Origin of the sequence: Leptotrichia rugosa (genome assembly GCF_041200005.1) — a bacterium.
Taxonomy (GTDB): Bacteria; Fusobacteriota; Fusobacteriia; order Fusobacteriales; family Leptotrichiaceae; genus Leptotrichia; species Leptotrichia rugosa.
Genome location: NZ_CP165644.1, coordinates 103,315 through 123,163 on the forward strand (window position 1 = coordinate 103,315; position 19,849 = coordinate 123,163).

At 29.5% G+C, this 19,849-nt stretch carries 17 protein-coding genes, 1 tRNA gene and 1 rRNA gene; 12 read left to right on the forward strand and 7 right to left on the reverse strand.

From position 1 onward, the window contains the following. Positions 1-34: 34 nt before the first annotated feature. Together rrf and AB8B22_RS00455 are read left to right on the forward strand one after the other, a co-directional pair. Positions 35-146, forward strand: a 5S ribosomal RNA gene (gene rrf / locus AB8B22_RS00450). A gap of 14 nt (positions 147-160) precedes the next feature. Beyond that, a tRNA-Asn gene (locus AB8B22_RS00455) sits at positions 161-237 on the forward strand. Between the two features lie 65 nt (positions 238-302). Here AB8B22_RS00455 and AB8B22_RS00460 read toward each other — a convergent pair. Continuing rightward, positions 303-986: an N-glycosylase/DNA lyase gene (locus AB8B22_RS00460; RefSeq protein WP_369711153.1), complete on the reverse strand. Its 684-nt coding sequence runs from the start codon at positions 984-986 to the stop codon at positions 303-305. Between the two features lie 15 nt (positions 987-1,001). Continuing rightward, positions 1,002-1,880: an alpha/beta hydrolase fold domain-containing protein gene (locus tag AB8B22_RS00465; RefSeq protein WP_369711154.1), complete on the reverse strand. Its 879-nt coding sequence runs from the start codon at positions 1,878-1,880 to the stop codon at positions 1,002-1,004. Positions 1,881-2,090: 210 nt separating this feature from the next. Here AB8B22_RS00465 and AB8B22_RS00470 point away from each other — a divergent pair, with 210 nt between their 5' ends. After that, positions 2,091-2,849 (forward strand): DeoR/GlpR family DNA-binding transcription regulator, encoded by a 759-nt coding sequence (locus AB8B22_RS00470; RefSeq protein WP_369711155.1) that lies wholly within the window; start codon positions 2,091-2,093, stop codon positions 2,847-2,849. A 199-nt stretch (positions 2,850-3,048) separates the two neighbouring features. Here the strand turns inward: AB8B22_RS00470 and AB8B22_RS00475 are convergent, their stop codons facing one another. Next, positions 3,049-4,146 (reverse strand): RNA-guided endonuclease TnpB family protein, encoded by a 1,098-nt coding sequence (locus AB8B22_RS00475; protein ID WP_369711149.1) that lies wholly within the window; start codon positions 4,144-4,146, stop codon positions 3,049-3,051. A 412-nt stretch (positions 4,147-4,558) separates the two neighbouring features. Between AB8B22_RS00475 and lacA the strand changes: the two genes are divergently transcribed. The 8 genes from lacA to AB8B22_RS00515 all read left to right on the forward strand — a co-directional run bounded on the left by lacA (position 4,559) and on the right by AB8B22_RS00515 (position 12,475). Next, on the forward strand, positions 4,559-4,981 hold the full coding sequence (gene lacA, locus AB8B22_RS00480; RefSeq protein ID WP_060918038.1) for a galactose-6-phosphate isomerase subunit LacA: 423 nt from the start codon (positions 4,559-4,561) through the stop codon (positions 4,979-4,981). Between the two features lie 49 nt (positions 4,982-5,030). Beyond that, positions 5,031-5,546, forward strand: coding sequence for a galactose-6-phosphate isomerase subunit LacB (gene lacB, locus AB8B22_RS00485; protein WP_369711156.1), 516 nt, complete (start codon positions 5,031-5,033; stop codon positions 5,544-5,546). A gap of 129 nt (positions 5,547-5,675) precedes the next feature. Further along, on the forward strand, positions 5,676-6,614 hold the full coding sequence (locus AB8B22_RS00490) for a tagatose-6-phosphate kinase (protein WP_369711157.1): 939 nt from the start codon (positions 5,676-5,678) through the stop codon (positions 6,612-6,614). A 94-nt stretch (positions 6,615-6,708) separates the two neighbouring features. Further along, positions 6,709-7,686, forward strand: coding sequence for a tagatose-bisphosphate aldolase (lacD, locus tag AB8B22_RS00495; protein WP_369711158.1), 978 nt, complete (start codon positions 6,709-6,711; stop codon positions 7,684-7,686). Positions 7,687-7,730: 44 nt separating this feature from the next. Further along, a complete protein-coding gene (locus tag AB8B22_RS00500; protein WP_369711159.1) occupies positions 7,731-8,045 on the forward strand; it encodes a PTS lactose/cellobiose transporter subunit IIA in 315 nt (104 codons plus the stop codon). 6 nt (positions 8,046-8,051) lie between these two features. Then, positions 8,052-9,779: a lactose-specific PTS transporter subunit EIIC gene (locus tag AB8B22_RS00505; protein WP_369711160.1), complete on the forward strand. Its 1,728-nt coding sequence runs from the start codon at positions 8,052-8,054 to the stop codon at positions 9,777-9,779. A gap of 61 nt (positions 9,780-9,840) precedes the next feature. Further along, a complete protein-coding gene (lacG, locus tag AB8B22_RS00510; protein WP_369711161.1) occupies positions 9,841-11,244 on the forward strand; it encodes a 6-phospho-beta-galactosidase in 1,404 nt (467 codons plus the stop codon). 223 nt (positions 11,245-11,467) lie between these two features. Further along, on the forward strand, positions 11,468-12,475 hold the full coding sequence (locus AB8B22_RS00515) for a LacI family DNA-binding transcriptional regulator (protein WP_369711162.1): 1,008 nt from the start codon (positions 11,468-11,470) through the stop codon (positions 12,473-12,475). Between the two features lie 232 nt (positions 12,476-12,707). On the opposite strand, the gene acpS is transcribed toward AB8B22_RS00515, so the two are convergent. Genes acpS through hemA form a run of 4 tightly spaced genes read right to left on the reverse strand, consistent with a single transcriptional unit; the run spans position 12,708 to position 16,608 of the window. After that, the gene (acpS, locus tag AB8B22_RS00520; RefSeq protein WP_094079427.1) at positions 12,708-13,073 is read right to left on the reverse strand and encodes a holo-ACP synthase; all 366 of its coding nucleotides are present in this window, start codon (positions 13,071-13,073) and stop codon (positions 12,708-12,710) included. Between the two features lie 18 nt (positions 13,074-13,091). After that, positions 13,092-14,591, reverse strand: a complete 1,500-nt coding sequence (gene cobA / locus AB8B22_RS00525) for a uroporphyrinogen-III C-methyltransferase (protein WP_369711164.1) — start codon at positions 14,589-14,591, stop codon at positions 13,092-13,094. Positions 14,592-14,634: 43 nt separating this feature from the next. Beyond that, positions 14,635-15,582 (reverse strand): hydroxymethylbilane synthase, encoded by a 948-nt coding sequence (gene hemC, locus AB8B22_RS00530; RefSeq protein WP_369711165.1) that lies wholly within the window; start codon positions 15,580-15,582, stop codon positions 14,635-14,637. Positions 15,583-15,591: 9 nt separating this feature from the next. Continuing rightward, the gene (gene hemA / locus AB8B22_RS00535) at positions 15,592-16,608 is read right to left on the reverse strand and encodes a glutamyl-tRNA reductase (RefSeq protein WP_369711166.1); all 1,017 of its coding nucleotides are present in this window, start codon (positions 16,606-16,608) and stop codon (positions 15,592-15,594) included. Between the two features lie 215 nt (positions 16,609-16,823). On the opposite strand from hemA, the gene AB8B22_RS00540 reads away from it, so the two are divergent. After that, complete coding sequence (locus AB8B22_RS00540; RefSeq protein WP_369711168.1) at positions 16,824-19,778, forward strand: autotransporter domain-containing protein; 2,955 nt, start codon at positions 16,824-16,826, stop codon at positions 19,776-19,778. Positions 19,779-19,849: the final 71 nt, after the last annotated feature.

Genomic DNA, 19,849 nt, shown 5'->3' on the forward strand with positions numbered 1-19,849 from the left:
ATTTATTTCCCATTGCCCTTTACATCCATTCTTGTTTGGTGACCATTGCGGCAGGGATACACCCGGTGACATCCCGAACCCGGCAGTTAAGTCTGCTTGCGCCTACGATACTTGGCATGCGCCAGGAAAATGGGCAGTCGCCAAACTTTTCTTTTTCTGCGTCTCCGTAGCTCAGCTGGTTAGAGCATCTGACTGTTAATCAGAGGGCCGCTGGTTCGAGCCCAGCCGGGGACGCCATTTTTTTGTTCAAATAAAAAGAATGCCAGCTCTTGGCTCCTCAGAATTGGTAAATTAGTCTTTTTTTATTTGAAAACTTCTCCAGCTTCCTTATACCATAGAACCAAATCTAGTTCATTCATATTTATTTTACAAAATTTTGAATAATTTCTCATTTTTTCTTCTATTTCGTAATATTTTTTTTCAGTTATCGTTTTTGGAATACTGTCAATAATATTTAATTCATTTAAATTTCTTAATATATGTCTGTCTAAAATAGCTATGTTTTCTCCAAATCCAAGATTTCTTAGAACGTGGCTTGCTTCTTTTAATCCCATTCCCTTTATGTTTTTTAAAATCCATTTTCTTTTTTCAAAAGTATCATTTATTTCAGATAATATTTTTTTTGGCTGAAGTTTTTCGTGTCTTGTCATTAAATTTCTTAATTCTATTAAATACTTAGATTTGTTGTTTTTGAATCTTACAATATTTAAGTAATCTACTATCTCTGCGGCGTTTCCTGTGTATAAAAGATTATTTTCAACAAGAGTGGTGATTGCACTCCAGGCGTTTTTTGCCTTGGATTGGGGAGTTAAGATACAAAATGCTATTTCTGCAAAAATTTCTTTTTCTGATTTATTCCATGCCTCTTTATAACCTTTGATTGCTTTTTTTATTTCAGGTTTGATAGTTTTATAAATTTTTAAAATTTTTTCATTTTTTTCTTTATTTATTGATTTTTCAAAATTATTTTCAGTAGTTTGTTTCAAAATTCCTCCTAAAATTTATGAATTTAGATAAAAGTTACATATTTCATCAATAGTTTCATTAGTTTCTTTTAATGGTGCTAAAATCCAGTCGTGACACATATTTTTTCCGACCTTCACTTTGACAGTTGTTCCAGTTGAAGTTTTTAGCTTATTATTTAGTTTTAGACAATCTGGATAAAAAATTTCGTTTGTACCAAAAATTAAAAAAATATCTTTTAAATTGTCCATATTTCCATATATCGGCGAAATTAACGGGTCTTGAGTATCCAAATTTCCTGCAAATTGTTTTCCCGTAGTTATTAAACCATTTAATGGAAGAAGCGGATCTTTCTCTTCAAAATTTTTAATTTCATTATTTGTCATAGAAACGTCAACCCAAGGGGACATCAATACTGTTTTGTTGGGAAAAGGGACATCATTTCTATTTTTTAGTTGCTGTAAAAAAGATAGTGCCAGCCCTCCACCAGAAGAATCTCCAAATAAGAAAAACTCATCATTTTTATATTTTGAAGTAATTTTTTTGTATGTTTTTGACAAAATTTTATGTGCTTTTTGAATGTCATTTTCAGGTGCCAAGGGATAGTCAATAAACGTGACTTTTAAATTATACTTTTTTGCCATTTTTTCAATTATAATTTTGTGCCCTTTGACAGCTTTCATTACATATGCTCCGCCGTGTAAAAATATAATGTGTTTATTTTTAGTATTATTTTTAAAAATTGTCAGTACTTGAAACCCGTCAATAAATTGTTCTTTTATATTCAGAGTTTTATCAAAAAATTTTTTATTTAAAAAATCAGTATTTCTTTTTGGATTTAAGAAATCTTTTTCTTTATATTTTTTCACATTTACTAATTTTGCAACAGGTACTGCAATATCTGATAATATACTCATTTAAAGTTTTTTTATATCCTTTCTTAGTTTATAACTTTGTTTATTATAACATTTTTGTAGATTTATTTGTACTAAAAATTATTATTTTTATTTTTTGAAAATTTTATACTTTGAAAAATAAAAGAAGTTTGGTAAAATATTAATATGTAGCTTTATGTTTAATAATGATAATTTTTGTGATAATTAAATTAAAAAAGAGGGTGTTTTTAAATGCTAAGCAAAAATAAACGATTGGAAGCGATAACAAAAATAGTTGAGAAAAAGGGAACAGTAAGAGTTTCAGAGATAGTTACGAGCTTAAATGTTTCCGATATGACTGTGAGGCGTGATTTTACTGAATTGGAGGAATTGGGAATATTAAAAAGGACACATGGGGGAGCTAAGAGTAAAAATACATTTCAGTATAAGGAGTTGTCGCATGAGGATAAATATGTCTTAAATATAGAGAAAAAGAGAGAAATAGCTCTAAAGGCTGTAAAATTGCTAGAAGAAGGAGATACAATTTTTTTAGGTCCAGGAACAACGGTTGAATTAATGGCAAAAGAAATCAGTCTTAAATCGCTTAGAGTTTTGACAAATTGTTTACCTATCTTTGAAATTTTGTCTGAAAAAAAAAGTGAGACTTTCAATGTGTTTCTTGTTGGAGGAGAGTTTAGAAAAATAACGAAGTCGTTTGTGGGAGAAATAGCAAATATGACACTAAAAAATATGAATTTTAATAAAATGTTTTTTAGTTGCAATGCAATAAAAGAAAACGATATTATGACTTCTACATTTGAAGAAAGTTACACACAAGAAATAGTTTTGAATAATTCAGAAGAAAAATATTTACTTGCGGATGATTCAAAAATTGAAAAAATAGATTTTATCAACTTTTACACATTGGATAAATTGACGGGAATTGTAATAAATAATACTGAAAAAGAAATATTAAATAAAATTCAGAAATATGTAAATTTAGTTATTTAATAAAAATTAAAAAAATATAACTGTACCAAAAAACTTAAAAGTTTGGAGGTACTTTTTTTATATCAAATCTTAAATTCAAATCAATAAGGTGAACTACTCCCGCTTTTAGAAGCGGGAGCTTCTTGGGAAGTATCTGCTTTTGCTAGCCAAATATATTTACCAAGCTCTTCAGGCAGTCCCTGCCCTGTTTCTTTATTTCCTAATATTTCAACATTTCTTTTCCAACATCTCTTATATTCAGTGCCGCATTATAATCTCTATCAATCTCAATTCCACAGCACTCACATTTATAACTTCTTTCTGATAATTTCAGCTCCTCTTTAACGTTTCCACATTTACTACAAGTTTTCGACGATGGAAACCACTTATCTATCTTCAAAAATTGCTTTCCTAAAAACATCAGTTTATACTCAACCATCCTCAAAAACATTCCCCATCCATTATCTCCTACACTTTTCCCAAAATTTAATGCCTGACTCATCCCTTTCATATTCAAATTTTCAACAACCACAGCATTATAATCTTCAGATAATTTTTTCGATAATTTATGCAAAAAATCTCTTCGACAATTCTTGATATACTCATGTAATTTTGATATTTTCATTTTTTGTTTATACCAATTTTTAGAAAATTTCACTTTTCTTGACAATGATTTCTGTAATTTTTTCAATTTTTTCTCCAACATCCTAAAATATCTTGGATAATCAGCCCTTTGGTTTTCAGAACTAACAAATAATTCAGACATTGAAAAATCAAGTCCAATTACTTTATCATTACTTGGTATTTTTTGAATTTCTTTTTCAAATTCCGTCAAAACAGAAACATAGTAATTTCCATTACTGTTTGTTAGTGTTACCGACTTTATCTTGTAATCTTCTGGTATTTCTCTATGATATTTTAATTTTATTCTTTTCAATTTTGGCAAGACCAAATATTTATTCTCCTCAATTCGTATCGAATTATTCACACAATTTGTCGTATAACTTTTAACACTATTCTTTTTAGATTTGAACCTCGGAAATTTCGCTCTCTTCTGAAAAAAATTCGTAAACGATTGTTTTACATTCAATTGAGCATTTGAAAGTGCCAGACTATCTACTTCTTTCAAAAATTGATTTTCATTCTTCAAACTGGCAGGTGTAATTATTTTATTTTTTCCAGTCTCTTCATAAATTTTATTCGCAGTGTACAAAATTGTATTGTAAATAAAACGAACACATCCAAAAGTCTTGTTTATCAATAATTCCTGCTCTTTATTTGGATAAATCCTGTATCTGAATGCTAAATTATATTTCATAAAATTACACCTCCTTTTGATTTTGAATATTATTTTTAATTATTTCTTTAGAAATTTATCATTAAGATTTCTCTTCGATATTTTATACAAAAATTGTATCATGGATGTATCCTTTTTTTAATTTTTTTACAAAAAAAGCAATTCATCTCCCACTTGTAGAAAGCCTACGACTTCTTGCTATCTTTTTGTTAAAAACATTATTTTATTATCTAAAATAGCAGTTAAAACTTTGTTTACTTTAAAATAAGCCACTTAAATTATATAGAAAATATTATATAAAAAAATTTGTTTACTAAACAAATAAACAATTTTATGTTTGAAATACGAACAAAAACTATTGTTTTTTGTTTTTTTGAGGTATACTCTTAACAGAAAAAGTAAAAAGAATATTAAAATAAAGGAGATGACCGTGATGAAAGTAATATTAGGTGCTGATACGGACGGCAAAAATTTAAAAGATTATATCAAAAATTATCTTTTGGAAAATGGGTATGATGTAATTGATAAATCTGAAGATAAAGATTTTGTAGATACAACTTGTGCAGTAGCGAAAGAAGTTTTATCAGATGATGATAATTTAGGAATTGTGTTTGATGCATATGGTGCAGGAAGTTTTATGGTTGCTACAAAAATAAAAGGAATGATAGCAGCAGAAGTTTCTGATGAAAGATCAGCATACATGACTAGAAGACATAACAACTCTAGAATTATTACAATAGGTTCTGAAATTGTTGGAAAAGGACTTGCTAAAAATATCGTAAAAGATTTTTTAAGTGCTCCTTATGACGGTGGAAGACATCAAATTAGAGTGGATATGTTAAATAAAATGTGTTAGTTTATTTAGTTTAAAAATAATAAAAAAATGATGAAGGATGGGAAAAAATATGAAAATTGCAATTGGATGTGATCACATAGTAACCGATGTGAAAATGGCATTATCGGATTTTTTGAAATCAAAAGGTTATGAAGTTTTAGATTGTGGAACTTATGATTTTACAAGAACACATTATCCAATTTATGGTAGAAGAGTTGGAGAAGCTGTAGTAAGTGGAAAAGCTGACTTAGGTGTTTGTATTTGTGGAACAGGAGTTGGAATTAATAATAGTGTAAATAAAGTTTCAGGAATCCGTTCAGCTCTAGTAAGAGATATGACTTCAGCACTTTATGCAAAAGAACATTTGAATGCAAATGTAATTGGATTTGGTGGTGCAATAACTGGGAAATTGTTGTTATTTGATATTGTGGAAGCCTTTATAAAAGCAGAATATAAAAAGACTGAAGAAAGTGAAAAATTAATTGAAAAAATTAAAGCAATAGAAACTGTGAATCCTAATCAAGAAAATGATGACTTTTTTGATGAATTTTTGGAAAAATGGGACAGAGGGGAATATAAAGACTAAAAAAATTTAAAGTTTATTTTCAAAATTTTTTGATTGTATAATGAAGTTTAAAATCGGACTTAAAAAATACCCTGTTAATTTATAATATTTTTTCTTCTTAAGTTCGATTTTAAGAAAGGAGCTAGTTAAATGATTTTGACGGTAACGATGAATCCGTCTGTGGATATTTCATATCCCTTGGAGAAATTTAATTTAGATACTGTGAATAGAGTAGTTAAAGTTAGCAAAACACCTGGTGGAAAAGGGTTAAATGTTACAAGAGTGCTAAAACAGTTAAATGATGAAGTTGTTGCAACGGGATTTATAGGTGGTGCTTTAGGAACAGATATTCAAAAGAAATTATTAAAAAAAGGAATAAAAAATGATTTTTTTGAAATTTCAGGGGAAACTAGAAATTGTATTGCGATTTTGCATGAAGGAAATCAAACTGAAATTTTAGAAAAAGGACCGACTATAACAAAATCTGAAAGTGATAATTTTTTGGAGCATTTTGAGAAATTAGTGAAGAGTAAAGAAATTAAAATTATCGCTATTTCAGGAAGCTTGCCAGATGGATTGGAAATCAACTATTATTCAAAAATGATTGGAATCTGTGAAAAGTATAAAAAATCAGTTGTATTGGACTGTTCTGGAAAAGCATTGTTAGAAGTTTTAAAAAATGAATATAAACCAAAAGTAATAAAACCTAATACAGAAGAGTTATCACAATTAATTGGAAAAGACGTATCTAAAAATCCAGATGAATTAAAAAAAGTTTTAAAAGATAAATTATTTGAAAAAATTGAATGGATAATTGTTTCGCTTGGAGCAGATGGAGCTTTTGCGAAACACAATGATAAATTTTATAAAGTGAATGTTCCTAACATAAAAGTTGTAAATCCTGTAGGTTCTGGAGATTCTACTGTTGCAGGAATAACATCAGCAATTCATGAAAATGCGAGTGACGAAGATTTATTGAGAAAAGCGAATGTTCTTGGAATGTTGAATGCAATGGAAAAATTAACAGGATTTGTAAATTTGGAAAATTATGACAAATTATTTAATGAAGTAGAAATTTTGGAAATATAATTTCAAAAATAAAAAGCAATTAACAAAAATATTTATAGAGCAAGGAAGAAAAATCTCTTTGTGAAAAAGTATAAAAAAATGGAGGAAAAAAATAATGAAATTATCAGCACAAAAAAGAAAATATTTGGAAAATTTAAGTGATAAAAATGGATTTATATCGGCACTAGCGATTGACCAAAGAGGAGCATTGAAAAAAATGTTAAATAAACATCAAGAATCTGAAGCAACAGCTGAACAGATAAAAGAATTTAAAGTATTAGTTTCAAAACATTTAACAAAATATTCTTCTTCAATCTTGTTAGATCCTGAATATGGATTGGATGCAGCAAAAGCTAGAGATAAAAATGCGGGATTATTATTAGCTTATGAAAAAACAGGTTATGATGCAAATGCAGTTGGAAGATTGCCAGATTGTCTTGTTGACTGGTCTGCAAAAAGATTAAAAGAAGAAGGAGCAGATGCTGTAAAATTCTTGTTATACTATGATGTAGATGAAAGTGATGAAATTAATAATCAAAAGAAAGCATACATGGAAAGAGTCGGAGCTGAATGTGTAGCTGAAGATATTCCGTTCTTCTTAGAAATTTTAAGCTATAACTACAAAGATGCTGACAACAGCACAGCAGAATTTGCAAAACTAAAACCAAGAAAAGTTATTGAAGCAATGAAGGAATTTTCGAACCCAAGATATAATGTAGATGTGTTGAAAGTAGAAGTTCCTGTAAATATGAAATATGTTGAAGGATTTGCTGATGGAGAAGTTGTTTATACTAAAGAAGAAGCAGCAAATTATTTCAAACAACAAGACAAAGCAACAAACTTGCCATATATTTATTTAAGCGCTGGAGTTAGTGCAAGATTATTCCAAGATACATTGAAATTTGCTTGTGATTCAGGAGCTAAATTTAATGGAGTATTATGTGGAAGAGCAACTTGGGCAAATGGAGTAGAAGTATTCGCAAAAGACGGAGAAGAAGCTACAGTAAACTGGTTAAATACAGTTGGAAGAAAAAATATTGAAGAATTAAATGAAGTAGTTGAAAGAACAGCAACATCTTGGAAAGAAAAATAAAAATAAAAACTAAAAATAATAAATATGGAAAGAAGGGATTCTCTATGAATAAAGACGATGTAACGATGGTAGGATTTGAAATTGTAGCTTTTGCAGGAGATGCACGTTCAAAATTGTTGGAAGCATTAAAAAAAGCAAGAAATAACGAATTTGAAATGGCAAGAACTTTGGTAAAACAGGCTGAAGAATGTCTTGTTGAAGCACATAATTCACAAACAAAAATGATACAGCAGGAAGCAGGTGGAGAAAATATTGAAATAGGATTTATTGCCGTTCATGCACAGGACCATCTTATGACAACAATTTTGTTAAAGGATATAATAGAAGATTTTATAGAACTTTACCAAAGAAAGGGGTAAAATATTATGACTGGAGTAATAAAACAAATTGAAAAAATGAAACCTTTTTTTGAAAAAGTATCAAGAAATATATACTTAAGAGCTGTAAGGGATGGATTTATTGCAGCGATGCCAGTAGTTTTATTTTCAAGTTTATTTGTATTAGTTGCATTTGTTCCTAATATTTTTGGATTTAAATGGCCTAAAGAAATAGAAGATGCAATTATAAAACCATATAATTATTCGATGGGAATTTTAGGACTTTTAGTTGCAGGAACAACTGCAAAAGCGTTGACTGATTCATTTAATAGAAATTTAGAAAGCACAAATCAAATAAATAATGTCTCAACAATGCTTGCATCAATAGTAGGATTTTTAGTTCTAGCAGCTGATCCGTTAAAAGATGGATTCGCTAAGGGATATTTAGGGTCAACAGGATTAATTACAGGATTCTTTGCAGCATTTATAACAGTTGGAATTTATAATTTTTGTATAAAAAGAAATATTACAATAAAAATGCCAAGCGAAGTTCCACCTAACTTATCACAAACATTCAAAGATGTAATACCGTTTAGTGCGGTAATTATATTTCTATATATTATCGACATTATCGTTAGAAGAGTATCAGGACATGGATTTGCACAAAATGTAATAGAAATCTTTAAACCATTATTCTCAGCAGCAAATGGATATGTTGGAATAACAATTATTTATGGAGTTATTGCAATGTTCTGGTTTGTCGGAATACATGGACCATCAATTGTAGAACCAGCAATTTCAGCAGTTGCATTTATAAATTTAGATGCTAATTTAAAATTATTTCAAGCTGGACAGCATGCAAATCACATAATAACACCAGGGACACAAATGTTTGTTGCAACAATGGGAGGAACTGGAGCAACACTTGTAGTGCCATTTATGTTTATGTGGCTTGCAAAATCAAAGCAAAATAAAGCAATAGGTCGAGCTTCTTGTATTCCTACTGCGTTTGGAGTAAATGAACCAATTTTATTTGGAGCACCAATAGTTTTGAATCCAGTATTCTTTATTCCATTTATTCTAGCACCAATTGTAAACGTATGGCTATTTAAAATATTCGTTGATATTCTTAATATGAACAGTTTTTCATACTTCTTGCCGTGGACTACACCAGGACCAATCGGAATAGTTCTAGGTACAGGATTTAGTTTTTTAGCTATAATTTTAGCGTTACTATTAATTGTAGTCGATACAGCTATTTATTATCCTTTCTTTAAAGTCTATGATGAAGAAATATTAGATAAAGAAAAATTAGCTGCTACTGAAGAAAATGAAAATAGTAAAAAAGAGTTTATGACAAATGATAAAGTAGAAACTAGAGAAGAAATTAAAGTTGCTTTAAAAACACCAGAAAAAGAAACTAAAACTGAAGAATCAGCAGGTGGACCAAAAATAAAAGAACAAAAAAATGTACTTGTATTATGTGCTGGCGGTGGAACAAGCGGACTTCTTGCTAATGCCTTGAAAAAAGCGGCAAAAGAGTACAATGAGCCAATTGATGCAGCTGCTGGAGCTTACGGAGCACATTATGATATGATGAAAGATTATGATTTAATAGTTTTAGCACCTCAAGTTGCTTCAAATTATGAAGATATAAAAAAAGATACTGATAAATTAGGAATAAAATTAGTAAAAACACAAGGTGCAGAATATATTAAATTAACAAGAGATCCAAAAGGAAGTTTAGAGTTTGTAAAAAAACAATTTGAAAATTAAATATTATTAATGACAAGGGGAGAAAAATTCCTCTTGTTAAAAATTAAAATAGGAGAAAAAAATGAAAAAATTACCAGAAGATTTTATTTTTGGAGGAGCAACAGCGGCATATCAGGCTGAAGGCGCAATCAAAATTGATGGGAAGGGACCAGTTGCATGGGATAAATTTTTAGAAGAAAACTATTGGTATACGGCAGAACCTGCGAGTGATTTTTATCATCAATATCCAGTAGATTTGAAACTTTGCGAAGAATTCAGTATAAATGGAATAAGAATTTCAATAGCATGGTCAAGAATTTTTCCAAATGGCTATGGAGAAGTAAATCCAAAAGGAGTAGAATTTTATCATAAATTATTTGCAGAATGTAAAAAAAGAAAAGTAGAACCTTTTGTAACTCTTCACCATTTTGATACACCAGAAGTTTTACATTCAAATGGAGACTTTTTAAATCGTGAAAATATAGAGCACTTTGTAAATTATGCGAAATTCTGTTTTGAAGAATTTAGTGAAGTAAACTATTGGACAACATTTAATGAAATAGGACCAATTGGAGATGGTCAATATCTTGTTGGAAAATTTCCTCCAGGAATAAAATATGATTTTGAAAAATTGTTTCAGTCACATCATAATATGGTTTTAGCACACGCAAAAGCAGTTAATTTATTTAAGAAAAATGGCTATCACGGAGAAATAGGAATGGTTTGTGCTTTGCCGACAAAATATCCCTATGATCCAAATAATCCAAAAGATGTTAGAGCCGCTGAACTGGACGATATTATCCATAATAAATTTATTTTAGATGCAACTTTTAAAGGTGAATATTCAAAGAATACAATGGAAGGTGTAAATCATATTTTGCAAGTTAATGGCGGAAAATTAGATTTAAGAGAAGAAGACTTTGAAGAATTGAAAGCTGCAAAAGATTTGAATGATTTTCTTGGAATAAATTATTATATGAGCGACTGGATGGCTGAATATGATGGTGAAACTGAAATTATTCACAACGCAACAGGAAATAAAGGAAGTTCCAAATATCAGATAAAAGGCGTGGGACAAAGAAAAGCCAATGAAAGCATCCCAAGAACTGACTGGGACTGGATAATTTATCCAAAAGGACTTTATGATCAAATTTCAAGAGTTAAAAGAGATTATCCAAACTATAAAAAAATCTATATCACTGAAAATGGTTTAGGATATAAAGATGTTTTTGAAGATAATACAGTTTATGATGATGCTAGAATTGACTACATAAGACAACATCTGGAAGTAATTTCAGACGCTATAAGAGATGGAGCTAACGTAAAAGGATATTTCTTATGGTCGTTAATGGATGTATTTTCTTGGTCAAATGGATATGAAAAGAGATATGGATTATTCTATGTTGACTTTGAAACACAAAAACGTTATCCGAAGAAAAGTGCTTATTGGTATAAAAAGGTAGCGGAAACAAAAGAAGTTGAATAAAAAAACTGGGGATAGTTTGGGTTATCCCCATTTGCAGTAAAAATTTTTGATTGAATAAATGCTTTTTTGCTTTTTTTATTATACAATATATTCATTATAAGTTTATTTCTATTATAATTTTTAAAAAGTTCTTACTTTTGGTGTATTTTTATTCAAAAAATCTTGATAAAATAAAAAAATAAAATATTATAAAAATTTTTAAATTAATAGAAAGGAGGATAAAATGGCTACAATCAGAGAAGTTGCAAAAAAAGCAGGAGTTTCAATAACAACAGTTTCCAGAATATTAAACAATGACGACAGTTTTAATGTGAGTAAAATTACAAAAGAAAAAGTTTTAAAAGTTATAAAACAATTAAATTATGAAAGAAAGAAAAATAAAAATAGAATATCACAGTCAAATATTTCAGTAATAAAGTGTTTTGATGAAAAAATTGAAAACGAAGATCCTTATTTTGTCTCTTTGAAAATAAATTTGGAAAATATACTAAAGAAAAAAGTTTCAAAAGTGAAATTTTTTGATCTGGAAGAAATTGAAAAATTGATAAAATATAATGAAATATCAAATTTTTCTTTGACAGATGCCGTTATTTTCATTGGAGAAACGAGTAAGGAAAAATTGAAATTTTTTAAAAGTTTAAATGAAAATATTATTTGCGTAGATGTATATGACACAGATAATATCACAGATTATATCAAGTTTGATATGAGAAATTCTGTTGAAATAGTTTTAAATTATATTTTTAAATTAAATCATAAAAAAATTGGACTATTGGTAGGAAGAAATAAAGTTGTAAAAAATTTAGTGGATTTTCGTGAGAAATATTTTAAGGAAATAATGGTAAAAAATGGATTGTATAGAGAGGAATATCTGCAAATTGGGGATTTTTCGATGGAAAGTGGCTATATTATGATGAAAGAAATTTTAAAATTGGAAGATAGACCAACGGCAGTTTTTTGTGGAAATGATTCAATTGCAATGGGAGCATATAAGGCAATTAGAGAAAATAAGTTAAAAATCCCCGAAGACATATCAATAATAGGATTTAACGATTTGAAATTATCACAATATTCTATTCCGCCTTTGACAACAATAAAAATTGATACAAAATTAATCGCTCAAGAAACAGTAAATTCTTTAATTGAATTATTAGAAGGAAAAAGGGATTATCATAAAAAAGTTTTTCTGCCTATTGAATTAATTGAGCGAGAAAGTTGTCAAAAAATATAAATAAAAAATTTTTTTATAAAAAAGTAAAAAATATACAGACATAAGAAAATTTAGATTTTTAAAAGCAAATGAAAAATTTGTTATTTAAAATATTTCTAGTCTGTATTTTTATTGTAAAAGTGTAAATTTTTTTGTAAGGCTAAAAAAATTGCTATATTACTTAATTTGTGCATATATTTACACAAGATTATGGATATTTTATTTTTAAAATAATTTTATTTTAAGTTATAGTTCATTTGTAAATGATTACCGTTGAAACCGCATATTCTCTGCTATGTGAAATACTTATCTGAATTTTGAGATTTTTTGCAGGTTCCTTTATTTTCCCATAAAGTATAACATAGGGTTTTCCCAATTCGTCATTTAAAATTTCAATATCTTTTAGGGAAAAACCGTACACCCCTGTTCCAAATGCTTTAGAAACCGCTTCTTTTGCTGCAAAACGTCCCGCATAACTTGCGTATGGATTTCTTTTTTTTTCAATATATTCAATTTCCTTTTTCGTATAAACTTTACTTTTGAATAAAGCTGTGTTATTTATTGCATTTTTTATTCTTGATATTTCAATAATATCGGTTCCAATTCCATAAATTTCCATATTTTTACCTCAATTTTATTATTTTTTATATTTTAATATTTCTTCAAAAAGTCCGTCTTCCGTGTATCTTTTTGCTTCAATTTGAACATTACATCCATAGTTTTGAATGGTTTTAGTTGTGACGGGACCGATTGAAGCGATAATTTTTTTATTTAACAAATTTTTATTTTTTAAATTTTGCCAAAAATTTTTAAATGTTGAAGAACTTAAAAACATCAAAATATCACTTTTTTTGACATAGTTTTCCACAATTTCTTCTTCATGTTTCACGCCGTTTGTATTGTAAACTACGACTTTTTCAAATTTTCTTTCGTATAAATTGCTGTATTTTTTAGTATTTACTGGTGAAATATTTGAAACTACAAATAAAATTTTGTCATTTTTAGATGTAAATTTTGTACTTTCATAGGCCAATTTTTCGACTGTGTACTCTTTTGGATAAAAATCTGGAATAATTTTATATTTTTCTATTTCTTCGGCAGTTTTTTCACCGACAACACCAATTTTTACATTCGCCAAAATTCTCATATCTTTTATTTTTTTCATAAATCCAATTACAGAATTTGCGCTGTTAAATAAAATGGCGTTAAAATTTTTTAAATCTGGCAAGTCAAAATTTAAATATTCAATGTCAATAAATGGCAGTAAAAGCGCATTTCCGCCAAATTCATTTATTTTTTGCAAAATATTTTTTTGTTTATTTTTGTTTCTTGTAATTAAAATATTTTTTCCAAACAATTTTTTATTTTCAAACCATTTCATTTTTTCTCGCAATCTTACAACTTCCCCAATCACAATAATTACAGGAGATTTAACATTATTTTTTCGCACAATTTCACAAATATTTTTTAAATTTCCAACAAATGTCTTTTGTTTGGAAGTCGTCCCATCTTTTATAACTGCAACGAGTGTATTTTCATCTTTTCCATATTTTATAAGGTTTTGTGTTATTTTTTCCAAGTTTGAAAGGCCCATCAAAAAAATTAGCGTTCCTTTTAATTTTGCAATTTGTGAAAAATCATGCTCTTTCCCATTTTCTCTTGTGTGTCCTGTAAAAATGTGAAAAGAAGTATTAATTCCTCGGTGAGTAACTGGAATTCCAGCGTATTCTGGCACAGCGATTGCAGAAGTAATTCCTGGAATCACTTCAAAATTTATTTTAATATCATTTTTTTTATTATTTCCCAAAATCGCTTCAATTTCTTCTCCACCACGACCGAAAACAAAAGGATCGCCACCTTTCAGACGAAGCACAATTTTAGGTTTACTTTCAGAATTTTGAGTCGCTTTTTCGACAATCTTTTCGTTTATTTTTTTTTGCAACTCGCCACCTTCAAAATTTTCTTTTCCCATATAAATGACTTCGGCATTATTTTTTTTATATTTTAAAATATTTGGATTGACAAGTCTGTCATAAATTATGCAGTCGGCTTTTTCAATAATTTTCTTTAGTTTTAGCGTAATCAATTCTTCGTCGCCGCAACCAGCTCCAGCTATAAAAACTTTATTATTTTCCATTTTTATCCCTTTTTATCCTTTCAATTATCCTTTCAAAATTTTTTCATATTTGCTTTTTTATTTTTCGTGCCAGTTCTTGTGCCAATTTTTTCGCATCTTCTTTTTTTCCTGAAATCTTGCAGGAAATTCTTTTATTTCCGTTGTAATACATTCCTTTTACCGTAATTTTATCATCTAAAATTTTTGCACAGCAGCCAATTGGAGTGTGGCACCCGCCATCAAATATTTTTGAAAACTCTCTTTCCGCAACACATATTAATTTTGTATCGCAGTCATTTATTTCAAGCAGGAAATTTTTTATAATTTCATCGTCATTTCGACATTCCACACACAAAATAGCCTGTCCAGGAGACGGCATAATTTCATCATCGCTAAAATATTGAGTAATTTTATTTTCTAATCCAACCCTTTTTAAACCTGCCGCAGCAAGAACAATCGCATCATAATCTTCCGTTTCAAGTTTTTTTAGTCTTGTATGAATATTTCCTCTTATCCCTTTTACAGATAAGTCATCTCGTAAAGTCAAAATTTCTTTTTTTCGTCTTGCACTTCCAGTTCCAATTACAGCGCCTTTTGGCAAATCTTTTAAACTTTTTCCAGTTTTTGAAACTAAGACATCCCTTGAGTCCTCTCTTGCAGGAAATGAAATATTTACAAGACCTTCTGGAGTTTTTTGCGGCATATCTTTTAATGAATGAACGGCTAAATCAATTTTTTTATCCAGCATTTCCTTCTCAATTTCTTTTACAAATAAATCTTTTTGCGTACTCGATTTTATTTTTTCAAAATCCTGCATATTTTTGTCGCCTTTTGTCACAATAATTTTTATCTCAATTTCTAATTTTTCAAAATTTTCTTTAAAAATAGATTCAATTTTTTTTCTATCATTTTTTAAGAAAAAATCAAATTTTTTTTGCAGCAATTCTTTAACTTTTTCAGCTTGAGCTAATGCCAAAATACTGCCTCGTGTCCCAATAACAATCTTTTTCACATTTTCTCCTTAAATTTTTGAATATTTTTTCTGTTTTTCCAATTTAATTTTTAATTTTTCAAGTTGTTCTTTGATTATATAAAAAAAGTTTTCCACAATTTGTTCCCGTTTTTCCACATTTTGATTATAAAGTTCCCAAATATCGTCCAAATTATACAAAAAAACATTTTTAAAAGCTGCAATTTTTTTATCAATATCTCTTGGAACAGCCAAATCCAAAAAAAATCGCTCTTTTTTGTCACACAAAATCTCTTTTATTCCGTTATATTCCACAATTAAATGTGGTGCAGAAGTTGCGCTAATTATCACATCACTTTTTTTTATAAATTCATATTTTTGGCTAAATTTAGCGGTTCTTATATTGTCATAAACTTTTTTTAATTCCGTTGATTTTCTCTCGCTTCTATTTGTCACAATCAAATTTTTATGTCCCATTTTATGAAATAAAGTGAGAATTGACTGAGTTAAATCGCCAACTCCGATTATAAAAATAGTTTTGTCTTCAATATTTTTTACTTTTTTTTTTATAAATTTCACTGAAATTGAATCAAGCGACATATTTTTTTCATTAATTTTACTTTCCGTGCGAAATTTTTTCCCAGTTTCTATTGCACTGTTAAATATTATATTTAAAAGTTTAGAAGTTTTTTTATTTTCTAAACATTTAAAATATGCCTTTTTTATTTGTGCCAAAACTTGATCCTCGCCTTTTATAACCGAATCCAAGCCACAAATCACGTCAAATAGATGAAATATCGCCACATCATTTTTTAAAAAGTTGATATTTTGAAAATCAAATTGATAAATCAAATTATTTATCTCAAAATCTTTTTTAGTTTCCAGATAAATTTCAATTCTAAGGCAAGTTTCCACAATAACATATCCCAAAATATCCCCTTTTTCAAAAAAGTTTTCAATCTTAGTTTTATATTTACTTTTTACAAAATTTTCTCTTTCTTCAATTGACATTTTTTTATAACTGAAGCTAATTACAAAAAAATTTTGGCAAAAAATACTATTTTGCATCTATTATTTCCTCTCTAAATTTTATAAATTTAATGTAAATAAAGTATAACATTTTACTATACAAAATAGCAATAAAAATATATTTTTTCATTTAGTAAAGAAGAAAAATTTTATTCAACTCTGTGGAAAATTCACGAAAAATATGGTAAAATAAATTGTAAAAGATACACTTTTGGTAGGTAGTTAAATAAAAAAATATGGAGGCGAAGTGAATTATGGATAAAAATTCAAAAAATTCTTTTAGAAAAAAAATTAATTATGCAAAATATGTAGCAGTAGCGATACTTGCCTTTTCAATTGTGAGTTGCGGAGGTGGAGGTGGAGGAGGTGGAAGCACAATAGGTTCTTCAACACCTGTTGCGCCTTCAAATCCAGTAGAAAAACCTACAATTCCACCATCAAGTGGTCCTGCACAAACAACAGCACCTTCAGTATCGTCTGGAACAATCGCTTGGAATGATTTTTCAGTAAGTTATGACAAGGATAATCAGCACAGCCATTCAGATACGACTTATAAGGGAAATAGTGTAAAAGTTGGGGTTATTGATGTAGGATTTGAAAATTCTTCTTTAGCTTCTGATTTAACTGCAAAATTTGGAAGCAGACTTCACAAATTGACGGTTTCAGGGTTCACAGCTGAACCTAGTCAAAGTGATGACCACGGTGTTGTAGTTGCTGCATTTTTAGGAGGCGCAACTGAAGGAACGGCAAAAAATGTTGAAATTTACGCAATTGATGCCGCGAAACGAAATAATGAAGGAAAATCATACCCAGAAGTCAGCGTTGGCATGTATCAAGCATTGGAAGGAGCCGGAGTAAAAATTTATAATCAGTCTTTTGGAGTGGATAGCGATGTTACTAAATTCAGCTCATCTTCAACTGCGTCTAATTATTATGGAAATCAGATAGGAAGTGACATCTTAACATTTTATAAAAACGCTGTAAATAATGGTGCACTATTTGTCTGGGCAGCAGGAAATAACTCAGCAGATAAAAATCCTTCACTTGAATCAAGTTTGCCTTATTTTGATAATACATTACAAAAAGGTTGGATAAATGTAGTTTCTCTAACTTCTAAAAAAGATTCGGATTTGGGAAATACTTCTTGGGATAATCTTACTGCATTGACACCAGCGGGAGTTGCCAAAAACTGGACAGTTACAGTTGTGGGAGATCAAGTTTTTGAAATAAAAGGTAAAAGATATGTCGGTTCAGGGTCTTCTTATGCAGCGCCAGTTGTTTCAGGTACAGCGGCATTACTTAAAGAAAAATATCCTTGGATGGACGGAAGCCTTATAAGACAGACTATTTTGTCGACAGCGACGGATATAGGGGATCCAGGAGTGGATTCGACTTACGGTTGGGGACTTATAAATATTGACAAAGCTCTAAATGGACCTGCCAAATTTAGTAAGGAACTTGCGTTAGATGAAAATGTTACAGTTGATATACCGAGTGGAACTTACACATTTTCAAATGATATTTCGGGAGATGCCGGTTTGATTAAAAATGGAGCTGGAATATTGATTTTATCGGGAAATAGCACATTCACAGGAAATACAACAGTAAATGCAGGAAAAGTTCAAATAAATGGAGTTTACACTTCTTCACTTAACGTAAGACCGCAAGCGACACTTGCCACTAGAAACGCAGTTATACAAAATGATGTGACAAATGCTGGAACAATAGAAAATACTGGCCGAACAACATTTGCTGGAAAATATATTTCACTTGAAAATTCAAGAATTAAAACAGATACAAATTCCACATTGCATGTAGCTGGAGATGTCAAATTAAATGATGTGACAGTAGAAGTTGCAGCAAAAGACCAAAATGGACAGGATAAATATGTTACAGCTAAAGGTATTACAAATGATGTAATCACTTCAGACGGAACAGTTGAAGGAACTGTAAAGGGTGAAAATGAAAGAGATTTGGTAAATGTGGATGTTCAAAGAAATGGAAATAAAGTTGTAGCAAACCTTAGCCGTAAAAATGTGGAAACATATGTAAAAGATTCTGAAAATTCTGATGAAATGCAGCAAAATACAGCGGAAAATATAGAAACAGCATTTCAAAAATTAGATGAAGAAGTTGAAAATGGAAACACGCAAAGTGTAGAAAACTTTGAGAAAAAAGCGGCGATATTACAGGGACTTTCTACAAAAAATACATCAAGTGCAGCAATATTAGACAGTTTGTCTGGACAAATTTACGCTTCAGCACAAGCGCTAACTTTCCAGCAATCACAGACAGTGAATAAAGACTTGTCAAATCGTCTTGTAATGCTTGGAACACTTGACAATGTCGGAGATAAATTCGGACTTTGGATAACAGGACTTGGAGCAAACGGAAAATTGAAACAGGATGGTTACGCTGAAGGAAAAACTAAAGTTTACGGTGGTCAAGTTGGAGTTGACAAACAATTTGGCGACAATTTGATTTTAGGAACTGCATTATCTTATTCCAAAGCAAATGTCAAATTTAACAGATACGGTGGAAAATCTGATGCAAATAACTTTGGTGTTTCATTGTATGGAAGATTAGGAAATAAAGAAAATCCTTTATATTTACAGGGTCGTGCAGGAATCGGATTTGTGGATAGTGATGTCGAAAGAGATATTATTTTGAGTCCGACTGATGCTTCAAGAGCTAAAATTAATCATAATGACAAAGTAATTTCAGGATACTTAGAAACAGGATATGACTTTAAAAATAAAAAAGGTGACTTTGTTGTGACACCATTTGTTGGAGTTTCTCATGATACAGTAAGACGAGGTTCTTTTTCAGAAGATAACAGCCAATTTGGTCTAAAAGCTGATAAAAAAACATATGCTCAAACTTCGGGATTAGTTGGACTAAGAGTTGGAAAATCAGTTGACTGGAAAGGTGGAAGCAAATCGACATTCCAAGGTTATGTAACTCACCAAACTGCCTTTAATAACGAAGACTTAAGTTTTGATGCAAGTTACACAGGATTATCTAATGCCAAATTCAAAGTAAAAGGAATTGGTTTACCTAAAAATAGAACTTGGGTAGGAGTCGGAGCATTGACAGAAGTGAATAAAAATTTTGGCTGGTATGCAAATTACGACGGTTCAGTTGACAGCGGTAAAAAAGGAAAAGGACATAACAATGTATTTACAACAGGAGTGAGAGTAAACTTCTAAAAAAATAGATTTATTGACTTTTTAGATAACAGATGTTACAATACTATAAAATAAAATTAACGGAGGCTTTT

Excerpts from the sequence above, each read along its gene's own strand:
- AB8B22_RS00465 (WP_369711154.1), bottom strand. The coding sequence starts at position 1,880 with ATGAGTATATTATCAGATATTGCAGTACCTGTTGCAAAATTAGTAAAT.
- AB8B22_RS00470 (WP_369711155.1), top strand. The coding sequence starts at position 2,091 with ATGCTAAGCAAAAATAAACGATTGGAAGCGATAACAAAAATAGTTGAG.
- AB8B22_RS00475 (WP_369711149.1), bottom strand. The coding sequence starts at position 4,146 with ATGAAATATAATTTAGCATTCAGATACAGGATTTATCCAAATAAAGAG.
- lacA (WP_060918038.1), top strand. The coding sequence starts at position 4,559 with ATGAAAGTAATATTAGGTGCTGATACGGACGGCAAAAATTTAAAAGAT.
- lacB (WP_369711156.1), top strand. The coding sequence starts at position 5,031 with ATGAAAATTGCAATTGGATGTGATCACATAGTAACCGATGTGAAAATG.
- AB8B22_RS00490 (WP_369711157.1), top strand. The coding sequence starts at position 5,676 with ATGATTTTGACGGTAACGATGAATCCGTCTGTGGATATTTCATATCCC.
- lacD (WP_369711158.1), top strand. The coding sequence starts at position 6,709 with ATGAAATTATCAGCACAAAAAAGAAAATATTTGGAAAATTTAAGTGAT.
- AB8B22_RS00500 (WP_369711159.1), top strand. The coding sequence starts at position 7,731 with ATGAATAAAGACGATGTAACGATGGTAGGATTTGAAATTGTAGCTTTT.
- AB8B22_RS00505 (WP_369711160.1), top strand. The coding sequence starts at position 8,052 with ATGACTGGAGTAATAAAACAAATTGAAAAAATGAAACCTTTTTTTGAA.
- lacG (WP_369711161.1), top strand. The coding sequence starts at position 9,841 with ATGAAAAAATTACCAGAAGATTTTATTTTTGGAGGAGCAACAGCGGCA.
- AB8B22_RS00515 (WP_369711162.1), top strand. The coding sequence starts at position 11,468 with ATGGCTACAATCAGAGAAGTTGCAAAAAAAGCAGGAGTTTCAATAACA.
- acpS (WP_094079427.1), bottom strand. The coding sequence starts at position 13,073 with ATGGAAATTTATGGAATTGGAACCGATATTATTGAAATATCAAGAATA.
- cobA (WP_369711164.1), bottom strand. The coding sequence starts at position 14,591 with ATGGAAAATAATAAAGTTTTTATAGCTGGAGCTGGTTGCGGCGACGAA.
- hemA (WP_369711166.1), bottom strand. The coding sequence starts at position 16,608 with ATGCAAAATAGTATTTTTTGCCAAAATTTTTTTGTAATTAGCTTCAGT.
- AB8B22_RS00540 (WP_369711168.1), top strand. The coding sequence starts at position 16,824 with ATGGATAAAAATTCAAAAAATTCTTTTAGAAAAAAAATTAATTATGCA.